At 28.0% G+C, this 18,278-nt stretch carries 11 protein-coding genes; 1 reads left to right on the top strand and 10 read right to left on the bottom strand.

Annotated features, from left to right (window positions below; all coding sequences use genetic code 11):
- Positions 1-10: 10 nt before the first annotated feature.
- The 10 genes from BN6774_RS04095 to BN6774_RS04055 all read right to left on the bottom strand — a co-directional run bounded on the left by BN6774_RS04095 (position 11) and on the right by BN6774_RS04055 (position 16,664).
- Positions 11-463 carry a methylglyoxal synthase gene (locus tag BN6774_RS04095; RefSeq protein WP_066890300.1) on the bottom strand — a complete coding sequence of 151 codons (453 nt, stop codon included), beginning with the start codon at positions 461-463 and terminating at the stop codon, positions 11-13.
- An 86-nt stretch (positions 464-549) separates the two neighbouring features.
- Entirely contained in the window at positions 550-9,090 is an 8,541-nt protein-coding gene (locus BN6774_RS04090; protein WP_407922087.1) for a GH36-type glycosyl hydrolase domain-containing protein, read from the bottom strand.
- Positions 9,091-9,266: 176 nt separating this feature from the next.
- A complete protein-coding gene (locus BN6774_RS04085; protein ID WP_066890298.1) occupies positions 9,267-10,115 on the bottom strand; it encodes a MurR/RpiR family transcriptional regulator in 849 nt (282 codons plus the stop codon).
- A gap of 20 nt (positions 10,116-10,135) precedes the next feature.
- A complete protein-coding gene (locus tag BN6774_RS04080) occupies positions 10,136-11,212 on the bottom strand; it encodes a DUF871 domain-containing protein (RefSeq protein ID WP_066890296.1) in 1,077 nt (358 codons plus the stop codon).
- Positions 11,213-11,362: 150 nt separating this feature from the next.
- The gene (locus BN6774_RS18810) at positions 11,363-11,530 is read right to left on the bottom strand and encodes a hypothetical protein (RefSeq protein WP_235829578.1); all 168 of its coding nucleotides are present in this window, start codon (positions 11,528-11,530) and stop codon (positions 11,363-11,365) included.
- Positions 11,531-11,622: 92 nt separating this feature from the next.
- Positions 11,623-11,910 carry a PTS sugar transporter subunit IIB gene (locus BN6774_RS18805; protein ID WP_066890294.1) on the bottom strand — a complete coding sequence of 96 codons (288 nt, stop codon included), beginning with the start codon at positions 11,908-11,910 and terminating at the stop codon, positions 11,623-11,625.
- Between the two features lie 26 nt (positions 11,911-11,936).
- Complete coding sequence (murQ, locus tag BN6774_RS04070) at positions 11,937-12,845, bottom strand: N-acetylmuramic acid 6-phosphate etherase (RefSeq protein ID WP_066890292.1); 909 nt, start codon at positions 12,843-12,845, stop codon at positions 11,937-11,939.
- 331 nt (positions 12,846-13,176) lie between these two features.
- The gene (locus BN6774_RS04065; protein WP_066890291.1) at positions 13,177-14,472 is read right to left on the bottom strand and encodes a M18 family aminopeptidase; all 1,296 of its coding nucleotides are present in this window, start codon (positions 14,470-14,472) and stop codon (positions 13,177-13,179) included.
- A 340-nt stretch (positions 14,473-14,812) separates the two neighbouring features.
- Complete coding sequence (locus BN6774_RS04060) at positions 14,813-16,120, bottom strand: DUF4179 domain-containing protein (RefSeq protein ID WP_066890290.1); 1,308 nt, start codon at positions 16,118-16,120, stop codon at positions 14,813-14,815.
- 4 nt (positions 16,121-16,124) lie between these two features.
- Positions 16,125-16,664 carry a sigma-70 family RNA polymerase sigma factor gene (locus BN6774_RS04055; RefSeq protein ID WP_084766862.1) on the bottom strand — a complete coding sequence of 180 codons (540 nt, stop codon included), beginning with the start codon at positions 16,662-16,664 and terminating at the stop codon, positions 16,125-16,127.
- Positions 16,665-16,933: 269 nt separating this feature from the next.
- On the opposite strand from BN6774_RS04055, the gene BN6774_RS04050 reads away from it, so the two are divergent.
- The gene (locus BN6774_RS04050; protein WP_066890289.1) at positions 16,934-18,115 is read left to right on the top strand and encodes a cation diffusion facilitator family transporter; all 1,182 of its coding nucleotides are present in this window, start codon (positions 16,934-16,936) and stop codon (positions 18,113-18,115) included.
- The last annotated feature ends 163 nt before the right edge of the window (positions 18,116-18,278 follow it).

Below are 18,278 nucleotides of genomic sequence, written 5' to 3'. Positions count from 1 at the left end.
CTCCACCTTCTTAAAAATTATCCTTTCGAATACGAGTATAATAATCTATAACATTTCTATCATATACTTCATTTATTTTTATGGAGCTTAAAAGAAAATCTGCACTAGATTTGCTCATAGCAACAGCTACATCATATAATACAGCTATTCTAAGTAAGGCTTTAACATCTGGATCATGTGGTTGTGATGTTAAAGGATCCCAAAAGAATATCATTATATCAATATCACCATTTACTATAGCAGCACCTATTTGTTGGTCACCACCCATAGGACCACTTTCAAAACCTCTTACTTCTAATCCTGTTTTTTCAGTAATTAGCTTAGCTGTAGTTCCTGTTCCACAAAGTTTATGTTTTTTTAATTCTTCCTTATTTTCACATGCCCAGTTTAATAAAGCCTCTTTTCTATTGTCATGAGCAATAAGAGCTATTCTCTTAACTTCTCCCATTGTATAACCCATCATAATCATCCCCCTAGTTGTTATGTATAATTTATATATTGTTAATAAAATTATACATAACTAATATTTATTTTACAATGGTACAAAGTTTATATTACAACTAGTATGTTAAGAGTACCTTTATTTTTAGGAATAATTCTATCATTAAATATCTTGTTATTAATAAATATACCTTTATTTTCTCCATTTTTACTTCGCCTAACTTCTATGTTGTAATCTTCAAATTCATTTTTTATATTAATGTTGTAACTATTCCAAGATTCAGGCACACAAGGCTCTATTATATATCCTTTTCCTTCTATCTTCTTTAAGCCTAATATGTCCTCAATTCCAACCTTATACATCCAACCAGAAGCTCCAGTATACCAACTCCAGCCTCCTCTTCCACCATGAGGCTCTTTAATATATACATCTGCTGACATTACATAAGGTTCAACCTTATATCGTCTTGCTTCTAACTCTGTATTAGCATGATTAATTGGATTTATCATATTATAATACTTCCATGCCTTATCTCCAAAGCCTAATTTGGTTAATGCAAGAATTACCCAAACAGCTGCATGAGTATATTGACCACCATTTTCTCTAACTCCTGCAACATAGCCTTTAATATAACCTGGTTCCAAGCTAGATTTATCAAAAGGAGGAGCTAGAAGTTTAATTAATCCATTATCTTTATCTACAAGATACCTATCTACTGCTTCCATAGCTTCTAAAACTCTTGATTCTTTTGCTGCATTAGATATTATAGACCAGCTTTGAGCTATAGAATCTATTTTACATTCATCATTTTCTCTTGAACCTAAAGGTTTTCCATTATCAAAGTAGGCTCTTCTATACCAGCCTCCATCCCAAGCGTTTTTTTCAAGGTTTTCTTTAATAAATTCTTGGAAGCCTATATATTCCATTTCCTTTTCATCATCTTTTTTATAACTACAAATTTCCTTAAATCCATCTAAGATTTTATATAAGAACCAACCTACCCAAACACTTTCTCCTTCACCCTTATTTCCAACAGTACTCATTCCATCATTCCAATCACCACTTCCCATTAAAGGTATGTTGTGTCTTCCAAACTTTAAGCCTCTATCTATAGCTTTTAAGCAATGTTCGTAAATATTTCCATTTTTATTTGAAGTATTAACTATAGTATATCTTTCATCTTCTCCATTTCTTAATGGTTCATCTTCTAAATAAGGAGCTTCTTCGTCTAAAATACTATAATCTCCTGTGGATTTTATATATTCTATAGTTACATAAGGTAACCATAACAAATCATCTGAAAATCTAGTTCTTATACCTGAATTAATAACAGGATGCCACCAATGCTGAACATCTCCTTCTAAATATTGTCTAGATGCACTTCTTAATATTTGTTCTCTAGTTATCGAAGGATTTAAAATACCTATAGACATTGAATCTTGAAGTTGATCTCTAAATCCGTAAGCACCACCACTTTGATAAAAGGCTGTTCGTGATAAATATCGACAACTTAATGTTTGATACATTAACCAGCCATTCAAAAGATAGTCCATAGAAGGGTCTGGTGTCTTTACTTGTATATTTCCTAGGAAATTTGACCAATAATCTTTTACTTCATTTAATGCCAAATAAACAGCTTCTATATCTTTATACTTATTTATTTTTTCTTCTATTAAACTTTCCTCTTCTTCTTCTCCTAAAATTATAACTACTTCTTTTTCTTCTCCTGCTTCTAATTGAATATTAATTTGAGAAGCCAAACAAGGATCATATATGCTTCCACTTAAATTATTTAGTTTTTCTATTTTTAATGCATTAGGATGACTTAAATCTTCACCTATTCCAATAAAACTCTTCCTATCCCCAGTAAAATATTGATTTTCTTCACCTAATACAGATAAATACGCTTTTAGCTTTCCAAAATATTTAGAATATGGATTTACTCCATAAATATAATTATTTTTAATATTAGTACTTATATATTTTGCACTTCCATAATTATAAACTCCAAGAACTAACTGAGCATAATAGAACAAGGATAAATTTCTACTAGAAGTAGATAAGTTTTTAAGCTTAATTTTACAAAGCTTTAGCTTTTCATTTTTAGGACAAAATACCTGCATTTCTCCTTTAATATTATAGGCTGTATGCTTAAAAGTAGAATATCCGAAGCTATGGTTTATTATATACTCTCCACCATCTCTAACTGGCATTGGAGTGATAGTAAAGTATGTTCCAATATCATTGTCTCTAATATATAATGCTTCTCCAGTTGGATCTACTACCCAGTCATTACTCCATGGAGTAATTTTATTTTCTCTACTATTTCCACACCAAGTATAAGTAGAGCCTACTTCTGAAATATGAAATCCAAAATCTTTATTAGAAATTACATTTATCCAAGGTGCTGGAGTGTTTTCATAATCTTTAAGCTTAATTACATAACTCTTATCCTTCTTATTAAATCCACCATATCCATTAAAGAAATCTAAATCTAATTCTTCTTCATTACTTTCATTATTATTATTTATTAAATTACTAAAATCTATATTAGTTGATGATAAAACATCTTTTTCTTCTAATATTTTATTATTAACATCATCCTTAACTCCAAAGTTTTTAATATAATAACCTTCATTTATGTTTACTTTAATTCTGTTAATTGGAGCAACTTCTTCATTCTTTTTGTATCCTTCATAATCAAAATTAGTAGCTTCTATTAACTGATTAGCTAAATTTCCATTTTTAGAATCTATATAAAGTCTTGAAATACCTATTAAGAAGTTTTTAACTTCTTCAACCATAGTTGATTTATTATGAATGAATATTCCAGAAGCCTTATTTATATTTTCTCTTTCCACAGAGTTTTTAACTGTAGATATTATATCCTTTTGCAAAGGTTCTTCATAAGATAATTCTTCTTCATTGTAAATTACTAAATCACTTTTAATCCCTTTATTTTTAAAGTAATAGTGCATATTAATAACTTGCCTTAATAAATCTATGTCTTCTTCACCATAAATAATTAATAATATAATTGGTAAATCTCCTGATATTCCATAAGCCCATAAGTTTTCTTGATTCATATTAATATTTTTTATATATTCTTCTCTATTCTTTCTTCCACTATGAAGATAAAGTAAATAAGAGGCTAAGCTTTGATATATATTAGCTTGAGCTGATCTAATTCCTATATGTTTAAGCTCTAATTGAGTAGAATAATTATATGAATCTAAGGATTTTTCAATTATAGGAATATCTTTATATTGGTATATTAAATCTAATACTTCTTCTTTACTTTCTCCAGTTCCAGTTAAGTAGTAAATAACGCCCTCTGCCCCTGGTTTTAATGTAACTCTACTTCTAATACTCATAATTGGATCTAATACAGTTCCTACTGTATTTTGAAGTGGTGCATCATTATCCATAACTTCTGGAGATTTTAAATTTCTGTTTCTTCCTATGAAATTAAGCCTTGAGGTTTCATAAGTTAAGTCCCCTTCTAATTCATTATTGCTTACTACACTATGAAAAATATAATGAGTAGTAGCACCTTCTGCTCTTGGTCTTCTATTTCCTATTAGAGCCTTAGCTTCTTCATTATACTCTGTGCTTATAAATAAATTAGAAAAACTAGGATGAACTGCATCCCCCTCAAAGGACTGCAATGTAACTTCTAAATAGCTAGTTATTTCTATAGTTCTTTGCTTTTCTGCATTATTTTTCAAGGTAATTTTTCTAATTTCTAAATTATCTTCACTAGATAACATAACTTCATATTTAGTATTTATATTACCATCATTTCTTTCAAACCTTGCTTTATCCAAGGTAAATTCAACTGTATAATCCTCATTTTCTTCTTTACATGGTTCATAGGTTGCACTCCAATAGTCATTAGAATTTAAATTCTTAATATAAAAAAACATTCCACTACTATCAGAAGTACTATCTCCCTTCCACCTATAAATAGTCATATCATCTTTTTTAGAGTATCCACTACCATTATCAGAAATCATTGTAGAATAGCTACCATTAGAAAGTAATAAAACCTCTGGATTTTCTCTCTTGCTTCCTGTAAATACCCTTGGTATAAAGTTTTCTCTTTCCATTATTTTATTATTTGTATTAGTAATATCTATATCTCTATCAAAAACTATATTTTCAGGAATTCTTTCCTTTAATAAAATTTCTACTGCTTTAATTTCAGGAATACTATGGAATCTTTCCATTAATATATTTCTATTTAATATATTATCTAAGGCAAGCAGTGACATTCCTAAATGGTGAACCATGTAGCATCTAACTTCTTTAGGATCTTCAATTCCTTTAGTATAATCTATTGCCTCAATAAATCCATATCTTCCATAAGCCTTCAAATCATAAAGCCTTTTTAGATTTTCTAAAGATGATTTTTTATCTAAAGGTAGTGTCATAATTGATGAATATGGTGAAACTACAACTTCATCTTCTAATCCTCTTTTTAACCCTATTCCAGGAACTCCAAAAGCTTTATATTGATAATTTTGGCTTACATCGAACTCGTAATAAGCAGATTCAGATATTCCCCAAGGTATATTTTTCTTTTCTCCATAAGCTCTTTGAGAATTGACTACAGAAGAATAAGTTAAAGACCAAATAGTATTATTAAAGTTTTTTATTATTTGAAATGGCATGAAATATTCAAACATAGTTCCACTCCAAGATACTAATGTTTTATATCCAAAAGCCTTAGTCATATTTCTACTTAAGTTATACCAATGCTCCTTTGGGATTTCTCCTCTTGCTATGGATAATAATGAAGCTATTCTTGCTTCTGAGGCCATTAAATCATAATAAGAGTTTCCTAATGAATTTTCTTCTATATTATATCCAATAGCAAATAATCCTCTTTCTTTTTTGTATAGGAATCCAAACTTCATATCTTCCATAATACTATCAATTTCTGATGCTAATATATTAATTCTTTCATCAAATTCTTTAAGTTTAACTATTTTCTTATCTAGTATTTCTTGAAACTCCTCTCCAGAAGCCTCTTTAATATCTTGTAAGGTATTAATAATTTGAAGTAAATTTGGCATTCTATAATCATTAAAGGAATCTAATACTAGCTTTTCAATTCCATCAAAAACAAAATCATAAAAATCTATTTTTCTTTCAATTTCTTTTTTTAATTTTTTTAGCCAGTAATACTCCTTATTGTTCTTTTCATCCTTATTTTCATTAATTTTTTCTATTTTGCTCTTAATCTTTTGTAATTCTTCTTCTAAGGCAATTTTATAATCCTTTAATTTTATATCATCTGGAAGCCCATCATAAAATTCTTCCTTATCATCTTTTCTAACTAAGGAAAAAGTATCTTTTAATGCTAATATTTCTTTTTCCCTAACTATTGCTTTATTTCTAAAAGTTCTAATTTCTTCCTTAATTATCCACAGGTATCCTAAAAGATTTCCACTATCTACTGTGGATATGTATCTTGGCCATAGGGATAACTTTGTTTTTGTATCATACCAGTTTAAGTAATGACCATTGTATTTTTCAAGTCCCCTCATTCCATCTAATATTAATTCGAGTCTATAAATAACTTCTCCTATTGAAAGATAACCTAAGTCATAGGCAACTATATTACTAATTAAGCCCATTCCAATATTGGTAGGTGAAGTTCTATGAGCTATACCTTTATAAGGTTTTTCTTGATAATTATCTGGAGCTAAATAGTTATTTTCTTCATTTACAAAGTCTTCATAATAAGCCCAAGTTCTTCTTGATACTTCCCTTAAAAACTCTTCTTCCTCAATTTCAAGCCTATCTTCTATAACCTTGTATTCCTTTGATATTCTACATGCAATCATTGGAGCTAATGCCCATAAAATAGCTATTGGTATAGTCGTTATTATTATTTCAAATGAATTTGAAAAACTAACAGTAAATATAAATATAGCAATAGCTGGGGAAATCCACATTTTTTCATAATACCATGAATAAGTATTTTTAACTGACCTCTCTACTTTCTCAGCAGTTTTCCATTGAAGTAAGTTTTTCTTAGATATCATTAATCTATATAAAGTTCTAACTATAGCATCTATCATTAAATAAGCTTGGTATGGAATAAAACTTATAATAAGTATTATTTGCCTTATATTTTTAAAAGTTCCCATCAGCTTCTTTTTAGGGGTAACAACAAAATCTGTAACTGTAAAAACTAATGGAACTATTATAGCTAAAAATAATAGGATTGAAATTTGAACTGCTCCCCTAAGTATTGTTAAAGTTGAAATTAAACCAATTAATAGACTTGGTGCTAGAAGACTTCTTCTAAGGTTATCAAATATCTTCCACTTAGATATAGGAGATAGCTTACTCGAAAATAAAAAACCTGCTATTTGCCAATCTCCTCTTACCCATCGGTGTAATCTTAAAGCGCTTGATAAATAACTTGATGGATACCCATCAACAACTTCAATATCTGTAACTAAAGCACACCTAGTTAAAGCTCCTTCAATTAAATCATGAGATAGTACAGTATTTTCTTTAATTTCATCCTTTAATATATTGTAGAAACTATTAATTTCTATAATTCCCTTACCAGTAAATATACCTTCATTAAATAAGTCTTGATATGTATCTGAAGAAGCTATTGAATATGCGTCTACCCCAGCATCCCCTGCAAAAATCTCTGAAAAATAAGTTTTATGTTTATCTTCTAAATTAATGCTTACCTTAGGTTGCATTATACTATAGCCTCTTATTACACTGTTTCCTTCAATATATGGTCTATTTAAAATATGACTCATAGCTGAAATCATTTTATTTGCACTACCTATAGGCAAGAAGGTATCACTATCTAGTGTTATTATGTATTTAGCATCTCTTAAAACTTCAATATTGGAGCTTATTATATTATAACTAGTTTTCTTATTTCCTTTTATTAAGGCCATAAACTCCATGAGCTTTCCCCTTTTTCTTTCATAGCCCATATATATTCCTTCAGAAGGATTAAATAATCTTTTTCTATTTAAGAAGAAAAACCTAGTATTACTGTCTTCCTTTGAATACTTTTCATTTAATTTATTTATAAATCTTAATCCTTCCTCATTAATATCTTTATCTATATCCTCATTCTCATTATTGCTATCAAATAAATCTCCTAGCAAAGCAAAGTATATATTCTTATCTCTATTAGCTAAATAATAAACTTCTAATCTTTTTAATAAATTAATTACATCACTGCCATTACTAAAAATACATGGAATAACTACTATAGTCTTATCTTCTTCAGGTATCCCATTAGGATAATCCATTTTGGGTATAAAGCTAACCTTTGTGATCTTTGCAATAAACCAGTTATATAAAGAAATCACAACTTCACTAGAGGGAATGAGCATTAAAATAAATGCAAAAATATATTGCCCTAAGCTAAAGCTTAGTGGTATAAAATACGTTAATAATAAAATAACTAAATCAACTAAAATAGTTCCAATTATTATAGATAATATATATGATGTTTCAGGAATTCCTTTATTTATATTTTTATTTATTCCAAACCTTCTTAAAAGCTCTTCTACTCCATCATCTACCAAGTAATAACCAATATGCTTTTTGTATAAATTTTTATCATCTAAATATAGGCTACTAAGTTCTAAAGCAACTTTTATTAATTGAATTTCATCTATATTGGTTTTATTAGATATTTCTTCAACTTTATGCCTATAATAGTCCTTAGTTTCAAAGTCCATATTATTATAGACTCCAGCTGGATCTTTCATTAATAGTTTTTCTGCCTTAGAAGTTTCTTGGAAGAACTTTTTCCAATTAATCGAATCCATTATTCTTAAGGAATTTATATTTAATCCAATAGCTGTTGCTATACTTCCTTCTTTAATATGTTCCTTTATTATTTCTTTTTCAAAACTACTATTTTCTTCTGCCTTTAATCTTTTTAATGCGAAATTATATATTCTCTCATCCTCAATGGAATTATCTCTTAAAATGCTAAAGAACTTATCTATAAATTCAGGTGAAAATAAGCCATCATGTAAGCTTTTATCTTCTCCTAAATAATTAATTTCATTTTTATTATCATTATTTCTATTTATTATAGGATATTTTTCTTCAATCTTTGATAGCAGAGATTCTATATTTTTATTTTCATAATAATCTATTACTATATTAGCTAAATCCTTAGCACCTAATCTTTGTTTTTGAAGAACCACCATATCATTTACTATTAATGCAAGATTTATAATTAAAGCTATTCTTAACATCAATGGAAATGCCCATAACTCTCCAATAGTAAAATCTTCATTCAAATTATTTATAAATTTAATTGGATCTTCCTCATCTTTAATGCTTTGGTTTACATCTATATAATCCTTTGCAAAACTATAAATTCTAGGATAACTTATCCCCTCTATCTCTATATTAGGTAGCTTCTCAAAGTAACTATAAGGAAGGTTATGCTTTATAGTTTTAAATTCCTTTTCTATTAAATAAATATTATCTAAAATCCATTCAGCTGAAGGGATAACCTCTTCTCCCTGCTTTACTAACTTATTTAGATATTTATGATTATGAATAATCCCCTTAAAAGCTTCATTTAATTCCATAAGGACAGTTTTTCTACTGTTTTTAACTACTTCATCTTTCACAAATAAATCCCCTTTCTTATTACTTTATTTAAACTCATAAACATTAAAGTATTTTTCCCATTAGATAGATTTATTATTTGCAAAAACATGAAATATTAATCATTTGTGTTAGTAATATAAAAAAGGTTGTAGTTTAAACCACAACCTTTAATAATATAAATTATATTCTATTTTTATTATTTAACTTTAAATTCTTCTATTGCTTTTCTAGTTACCCTTAGCTTTTCTTCAACAACCTTTAAGTTTGTTCTTGCCATTCCTAAGAATAACATATCAATTACTGCTAACTGTGAAATTCTTGAACTCATAGCCCCTTCTCTTAAAGATTTTTCAACAAAAGGTACTCTTAATACTATATCAGATAGATCAGCTAATGTATTACTTATGCTTGATTTAGTAATAGCTATAACAGGTACCCCATCTTTTTTAGCATTTTCAACGCACTTTAATACTTCCTTAGTTTCTCCAGAATATGAAATTGCAATTGCAACATCACCTTTTTCCATAAGTGCTGATGCAGTCATTTGTAAATGAGTATCATTATGAGCTATACATCTCTTATTAATTCTACTTAACTTGTAATAAAAATCCATAGCTACTAAACTAGAATTACCTACGCTAAATATATAAACATTATTAGCTTTATTTAATATATCTATAGCCTTTTCTAGCTCTTCTTCTTTTAATACCCCAACAGTTTGATTCATTATGGAGTCTATTGAGCTTTTTACTCCTCTAATTATATTTTTTGTAGATAAATCACTATGAAGATATTCAAAATCTGCATTATCTTCATCACTTTGTAAGTTTAACGATAATTGTAACTTCATTTCATTTAATGAATCAAAACCTATTTTTTTAGAAAATCTCACTACTGTTGGAGCTGATGTATTTGTTACATCTCCTATTTCCTTTGCTGACATACTAATAATACTTTTTTTATTACTTAAAAGGTATTCTGCTATTGATTTTTCTCTATCAGTAAAACTCTCAAAATTCTGTTTAATATATTGTAATACGTTCATTTTCCACCCTACTATTCTTTTTATTTATTTACATTAAAGTGAAATTTTTTACCACTCTGTATATATTTTAATAAATAAAAATCCTTTTGTAAAACAGAAGCTACAACATTTGTCCTATTATCTTTCTTTTGATTATTTTTTACTATTTGTAGCTCACCCATATATCTTTGATACTCCTTATTATCTATTGTTATATCTCCATATTCCTTTTTTATTGTATTAAAAGGTTCTATGATATCTCCATTTAATATAAGTCTACTTTCACTTGCTCTAATAGCATCTCTTGCCTCATCTGTTCTTGAAGAATATACTTCATTTAATAATCTAAGAATAACCTTATCATCAGTTTTTACTTCTATATCCAGTTCTATTACATCTGGACTTAGTGATGATAATTCTTTTAGTTCTGAAATACTTGGAAGGGAATCTCCAATAAATACAGAAGTATTTCCTAATGCAAATAAATGATTAGAAGCTTCCCTTACCCCTAAATCTCTATGATCCTCAAGAGTTGGAAGACCATCCTTTAAAGGACTTCTCTTTCTATTATTTGATTGAACAAAGGCACAAGGTTTAATTCCTCTTAGTTTTAATAAATTATTTTTCTTTATCATACATTCTTCCGAAATACCCGTTCCTACTCTAGGATAGAAATTATGAAGAGCATCAATATTTTCATAATTAGGAGAATGCTTATCTAATTCATAAAAAAATTCTTCTGTAATAGTAGAAGCATTTAATTGAATTTTTATATCATAATTATTTTTACTCATCTTAGCTATCTCTTCTTCACTATAGCCAAAATCAATTCTTATAGTTTTTACTCCCATATCCCTAAGTCCTTTTAAATCCATATCCTCTAAGTCTAAAAATTTAAAAGTATTAGGAGATATATCGCTAATTATATCCATCTCATATTCCTTAGCTAGTTTAAAAAACTCTCTAACTTCTATTTTTAAAATATCATAATTAGCCTCTGGAATGTGTAAGGATGTAAATATTCTAGTAAATCCAAGATTGTGTGCATCTTTAAGTAATTGAATATTTTCCTCTTTCGTATTATCTAACCCAAAATAAACTGAAAAACCATAACTCATAAAATACCACCTTCTTAAATGTAAAATGTAAAATTAAAAATTAAAAATTTAGGAAAAAAACTCCCGTAGGAGTTTTTTTTATTTCCATTTCAATAACTCAACTCGTTGAGTTATATCATTAATTCTTCATTCTTCATTTTTAATTCTTAATTATTCTATTGGGTCTTCAAATCCTAACATTTCTGTAAATAGGTATCCAGCTATATAAGATGCTACTACACCTACTAGGAATACTATCATTTTTCCATCAGCTATTAATAATGCTAATGGTAATCCTGATACTCCCATTGCAACTGCTCCAACTTTGAATAAAGCCATTACAGCTCCACCAACACCTGCTCCTAAACAAGCACCTAAGAAAGGTTTTCCAAGAGGTAGTGTTATACCATATATTAATGCTTCTCCAATTCCTAAGAATCTTTCACTGCATCATCACCTACTAAAACTTGCTTTCCAACTATTTTACTTACTTCTGTAGTAACTTTATTTACTTTTCCAGGTCCATATATTACTTGAAGTTGTCCTTCAGCCTTTACTACTCCTAAAGCACCTTCAGACTTTTTAATTCTCTCCATATCTACTTTAGAGTAATCCTTTAACTCTAATCTGCAGCGAGTCATACAATTCGCTACAGATAAGATATTTTCTTTTCCACCAACTAATTCTACTAAATTTCTAGCAATTTCTGCATTATTCATAGTTTCATCCTCCGTTTTTTATTATTTTAGTTAATGATTTTTAATGCTTCAGCAATATATCCTTTGCTTTCATTTAATAGTCTCTTTGCTTCTTCTTTTTCTAATTTTGAAAGAATCATAAATATTGATAATTTAACATCAAAATCAGTTTTATTTAATAATTTTTCTGCTTCTTCTCTAGTTACTCCAGTTGCTTCACAAACTATTTTTTTTGCTCTTTCAACTAACTTTTCATTAGTGGCTCTTACATCTATCATTAAGTTCCCATAAACCTTACCTAATTTAATCATAGTTCCTGTGGATAACATATTTAAAACTAGCTTTTGTGCTGTACCAGATTTTAACCTTGTTGATCCTGTTATAACCTCTGCTCCAACAACTGGTGCTATTGAAATCTTAGCTGCCTTTGATACTTCTGAATCAGCATTGCAGGTTATTGAAACTGTTAAGGCTCCTATTCTATTTGCATATTCTAATCCACCTATCACATATGGTGTTCTACCTGATGCAGCTAAACCAACAACAATATCATTTTTGCTTAATGATTTATTTTTTAAGTCTTCTACTGCTAATTCTTTTGAGTCTTCTGCTCCTTCTTTAGCTCTAAATATTGCTTCTTTTCCTCCAGCAATTATTCCTTGAACTAATTCTTCTGAAACCCCATAAGTTGGAGGACATTCTGATGCATCTAATATACCTAGCCTTCCTGAAGTACCAGCCCCTATATAGATTAATCTTCCGCCCTTGTGTATTCTTTCTACTATTCCATCTATCGCTTCTGCAATCTTAGGTAATTCTATTTCAACTGCTTCTGCAACTTTTTTATCTTCATCATTTATTAGTTTTACCATTTCCAAAGTTGAAACTTTGTCTATATTTACAGTGTTTTTATTTCTACTTTCCGTCGTTAATTTTTCTAAATTTATTTTATTCATTTAAGTCCCTCCTAACAAGTAAACTATTTCATCCCATCTACAATCTTATATTACCATATATGAAATATCATTTCAATATCATTTCTTTTATTTTTAAATTACATTTCAGTAAACCTTTTAACTCTTTGGAAACAAATATCAAAAAGGAGCTGTTTAAAACAGCTCCCTTAAAGAATAATTTAAAATGTATTATGTAGAGTTATTGCAATATTTACTTTTTAAATACAGCTTTCTCTTATAAAACTACTTTCATAATTTTTTAAGTGTCTATATATTTTTAATAGTTATTTGTACTGTATTACTATATTAATCTTTGAAATATCATTTCATATTATAAATTATAGAATTCAGTAAATAATTTTATGCTATACATATTATCTTTTACTGTTGCAAGTTCCCTAATAGAATGCATTGAAAGTAAAGGCGCTCCCATATCCATAACTGGGATAGTTAATAATGAGGATGTTATTGGACCTATAGTTGTTCCCCCTCTAACATCTGATCTATTAAAGAATTTTTGATATGGAACTCCAGCTTCTTTACAAAGTCCTTCAAAAATTGCAGCATTATAGCTATCTGTGCTATAACTTCCAGATGCAGCTGTTTTTAATACTGGCCCATTACCTAACACTGGTCTATTTGTTGGATCATGTTTTTCTTCTGCATTTGGATGTACAGCATGAGCTAAATCTGCAGAAATCATTAATGAATTTGATAAAGCTCTATAAAGTCCTTCTCTATCTTTTCCTAATGCTAAAGTTATTCTCTCTAATATATTTAATAATAAAGCTGAATTAGCTCCTTGAGGAGTTAAACTTCCTATTTCTTCATTATCCATACAAACCATAACCTTTGTTGATTTGTTTGCCTTACTTTCAATTAGAGCTTGAACGCCTGCATATACCATCCACATATCGTCTAATCTTCCAGCTGAAATAAACTCTTCATTTATCCCTATAATAGCTCCTTTTTCAACTTCATATAGACCTAAATCAAAACCTAGAATATCTTTAGTTTCTACATTTAATTCTTCCGCTAAAATCTTTACTAGATATCCATCCTTTTCAAACTTATCATTTATTAAGCTTAATAAAGGTAATGTATCTTTTTGTTTGTTTATATTAAATCCTTCATTTACACTTCTATTCATATGAATTGCTACACTTGGAATTATAAGAAGTGGCTTATTAATATTTACAAGCTTAACTTCTGGCTTTAAAGGAGATTTTCCCTTTAGTGTAACTTTTCCTGCTATTCCTAATGGTCTATCAAACCAAGTATAAAGAATTGGTCCTCCATAAACTTCAGTATTAAGTTTTATGTACTTTCCTTCTGAAACCATTTCTGGATTTGCTTTAATTCTAAAACCTGGAGAATCTGTATGAGCTCCAATTAATTTAAATCCATCTTCCTCAACATCTCCATTCCCTATTGTAAAAGCAATCAGAGCTGAATCATTTTTTATAACATAATACTTACCTTCTTTTTGTAAGTTCCACTTTTCACTTTCTTTTACTTCACTAAAACCATTCAAACCTAATCTTTCTTTTATAGTCTTAACTGAATGATATGCTGTTGGACTTTTATATAAAAAGTCAATTAAATCTAACGCTAATTCTTTTTCCATAGTTTCCCTCCTGAATATTATTTTTATATAAGTCATAATAAGTATTATGTTTTTTATTTATACTTAATATTATTAATATTTACTTATAAACATTATTTTAGCAACTTATATCAAAAATAATTAATAACTTCAATAAGTCTATTATACCATAAATTCCATTTAAATTGATTTCAATTAATCATTTTAATTTATACCCCTTGTAGTTTAAGTAAGCTGTAAAACATCAGTTATACTTCGTTTTAATCTTCTCAGACTATATAATAATATCTCACTACTAATTTTAAAAGCCATGTTCTCATTATTTATAGATACATGGCTTAATTTACATATTAATAAAATATTATTTTATTTTTATTTCCTTAAAATCCTCAATATTTTTTTCTTTCCAAAAACTATTGTAATATACTTGTAAATCCCCTTCATAATTTATATTATTAAATTCAATTATATAGTTATTACTATCTTCTTCATACATTGTTCCATACCATAAACTGCTATCTAATTCTGATTTAGTAGCTAATAAATTAAGATTAGTAAACAACTCTATAGGCAGAACATCTCCTTCAATATAAAGCTTTACTTTACCTAAATCTCTTTCAACCTTACTAATTTTATACTTATTATTTGAATTTGTAACTATTTCTTTTGGATAAGTTATTCCCTTTTCATTCTCCAAAATAATATCCTTTTCGAATTGAGTGTTTTTAAGCCCTTCTTCTGTTATACCGGTATATATAACACTTACATTTTCTGCTTCATTTATATCTGAATATTTTAAGGTTTTAAACTCTATCATCGCATCATTTTCCGATAAAAACGTACTTGTTCCATAATGATATCTACCATCAACTTTTATCATAAAAGCATTATTTAAACTATAACCATCTAAATCTTTACCTTTCACAAATAAGTTTGTTTCTATAATTGAGGATGTAATTGATTTTATATTTACATCTCCTAATAACTGATTGATTTCAAGTTTTTTAACATCATTAAAGGCTGAGGTGAAATCTGCATTTATATCAAATGCAATATTAAATTCTTCCTTAAGGTCTTTATTAAGTTTTTTTACATTTATAGATATATTACTTTTCTTTGGAAACAAACCTTCAATACTATCTGCTTCACTTATAATTATACAATTATAATCATCTATATATTGTGTTGAAGTAAATCCAGACCCCGAAGTCATTCCTAACTTAGGCCCGTTAACACTGACATCTAAATGATCATTTCTCTCTTTTAAAAAAGGAGTAGGACTCTGTATTTTTACTGCAACAATCATTGTATTTGGTGTTACTAGCATTTCCTCTATCGTAACCTTAAAACCATTTTCTTCTTTAGCCATTCCAATAAACTTTTTATAATCCTCAAAATCATCAAAAATCCCTACTTTTTTATATAACTCCGCTAAAATAGAATTATTCTTAGCTATTACAGGGGTGCTTATTACTGCAAGTGAAAAAATTCCAATCATTATTGATGCAGCTATTTTTATCTTTTTAGCTTTTCTATGACGAAGTGTTGATTTTACTTTTTTTCTAACCCTTTCCTTTACTATATCTGGCATCTCAATCTTTCCTGTTTCACTATCATTAGTATATATTTCTAAATCATCTATGTTCTCTAAAAGTTCTCTTGGATTCATATACTCACTCCCCTATATTAAATTTATTTTGTAATTTTTTTCTTCCTCTAAAAATTCTTAAGTTTATAAATTTATCTGTTAACCCCATTTTTTCACTTATTATTTTACTAGGTTGATCCAAATAAAATTTTCTTAAAAATATTTCTTTATCTATATTATTCATACCTTTAATTTCTTTAGTAACATCTTTTAACTTAGCCTTATTTTCTAGTCTTTTATCAAAAGAATATTCTTCATATAAATCTATATCTTCAATATTCAATTTACTAGAGTGTTTAATTTCTTTTCTATAAATATCTATTGCTGTATTTTTAGTTATTGCTATTATCCACGGATAAAATTTTTCTTTTTCTCTATTAAAATATTTTACATTATCCCATATTTTAAGTAGTACATCATTTAAGCATTCTTCACTTAGCTCACTATTTTTTAGTACACTATATGCTACATTAAAAATTCTTTTTGAATAATTATCGATAACATAATCTAAAGCTTCAATATCTCTTTTCTTCAAATAGTCTATGAAATTTTCATTGTCAACCATAATTCTCCTCCTATAAAATAATTTAGCTTTCATATATATTAACGTAATTACTTTTAATAATATTTCACCAATTTGATGATACTTCCCTATCTTTTCAATTTTGTTATAATTGAAACTACTAAACTTTAGTATATAATAAATTTATGATACTATATATAACTAGATATTAATATTTTGGGAACTCAAATAAGACTTCTTATAATAATTATATTTAATAAATATTTAAATAAAGTAAATTTAGAAATACTAAACTGGATAGGAGTGATTTAATGATATCAAAATTCTTAGTTAAAACTTTTATTAAAAACTCTGAAAACACTAAAGATCCTAAAGTTCGTAATAAGTATGGTACTTTAGGTGGAGTTGTTGGAATAATAATTAATTTTATTTTATTCTTAATTAAATTCTTTGTTGGTATGTTAGTTGGCTCCATTGCAATATCTGCTGATGCCTTTAATAACTTATCAGATGCAGGTTCTTCTATAATTACTATACTTGGATTTAAAATGGCAAGTAAGCCTGCTGATGCAGAGCATCCTTTTGGCCATGGAAGAATAGAATATTTATCGGCACTTTTAGTTGCCTTTTTAGTTATGCTTGTTGGAGTTCAATTTATTAAATCTTCTATTGAAAGAATTTTAAATCCTACAGCAGTAACATTTGAAGTTGTACCTTTTATACTTTTATTAGTTTCTATTGGTTTTAAGTTTTGGTTATCTTCCTTTAATAAATTTATAGGAAATAAAATTAACTCTTCTGCCTTAAAAGCTGCTGCAACAGATGCTTTAGGTGATGTCTTTACTTCTAGTACTGTTGTTATTTCATTTTTAATAGCTAAGTTTACAACTTTCCCTATAGATGGATATATTGGTGTATTTGTTGCCTTAGCAATTTTATATGCAGGTTTTGGGTTAGTTAAAGAAACTCTTAATCCATTACTTGGTGAAGCACCGGATCCTGAGCTCGTAAATGAAATATGCGAAAAAGTATTATCTTATCCTCTTATTTCAGGAGTTCATGACCTTATAGTTCATAATTATGGCCCAGGAAGAATAATAGCTTCACTACATGCTGAAATACCATCAGATAAAGATATAATGGAAATTCATAATGTTATAGATATGGCAGAAAGAGAAGTTTCTAAGGATTTAAACATACATTTAGTAATTCATATGGATCCGATTTGTGTAATTACAGATGAAATTAAAGAAACTTGGAACTATGTAGAAACGGTTTTAAGAAAATATCCTGAAATAAAATCAATGCATGATTTTAGAATAGTTGGCGAAGGTAATGTGAAAAATCTTATATTTGATATAGTGGTATCTCCTTCAATATCAGGACACAAAAAAGAAAAAGAAAAAATGCTTGAAAATATTAAAGAAGCAATTCATTCAGAGCACCCACAATATAATTGCGTAATTACAGTAGATTACGACTTCATGGAATAATTAATGGGCAAATAAATATTTTATCTTCCGTCGCATTCGCTCCAAGTCAGAAAAATATTTTATTTGCCCATTATAAAACTAAAGGAAATAACTCCTCTTTTATCGGAGTTATTAAAGTGATTGCGACCTCTTATTTGCTCCCAGTCAAACTAATCTACTCCTC

It is taken from the genome of Clostridium nigeriense (assembly GCF_900086595.1).
GTDB lineage: Bacteria > Bacillota > Clostridia > Clostridiales > Clostridiaceae > Clostridium > Clostridium nigeriense.
The sequence above is the reverse complement of the archived record's forward strand: the minus strand, read 5'-3'. Positions and strand labels throughout refer to the sequence as shown.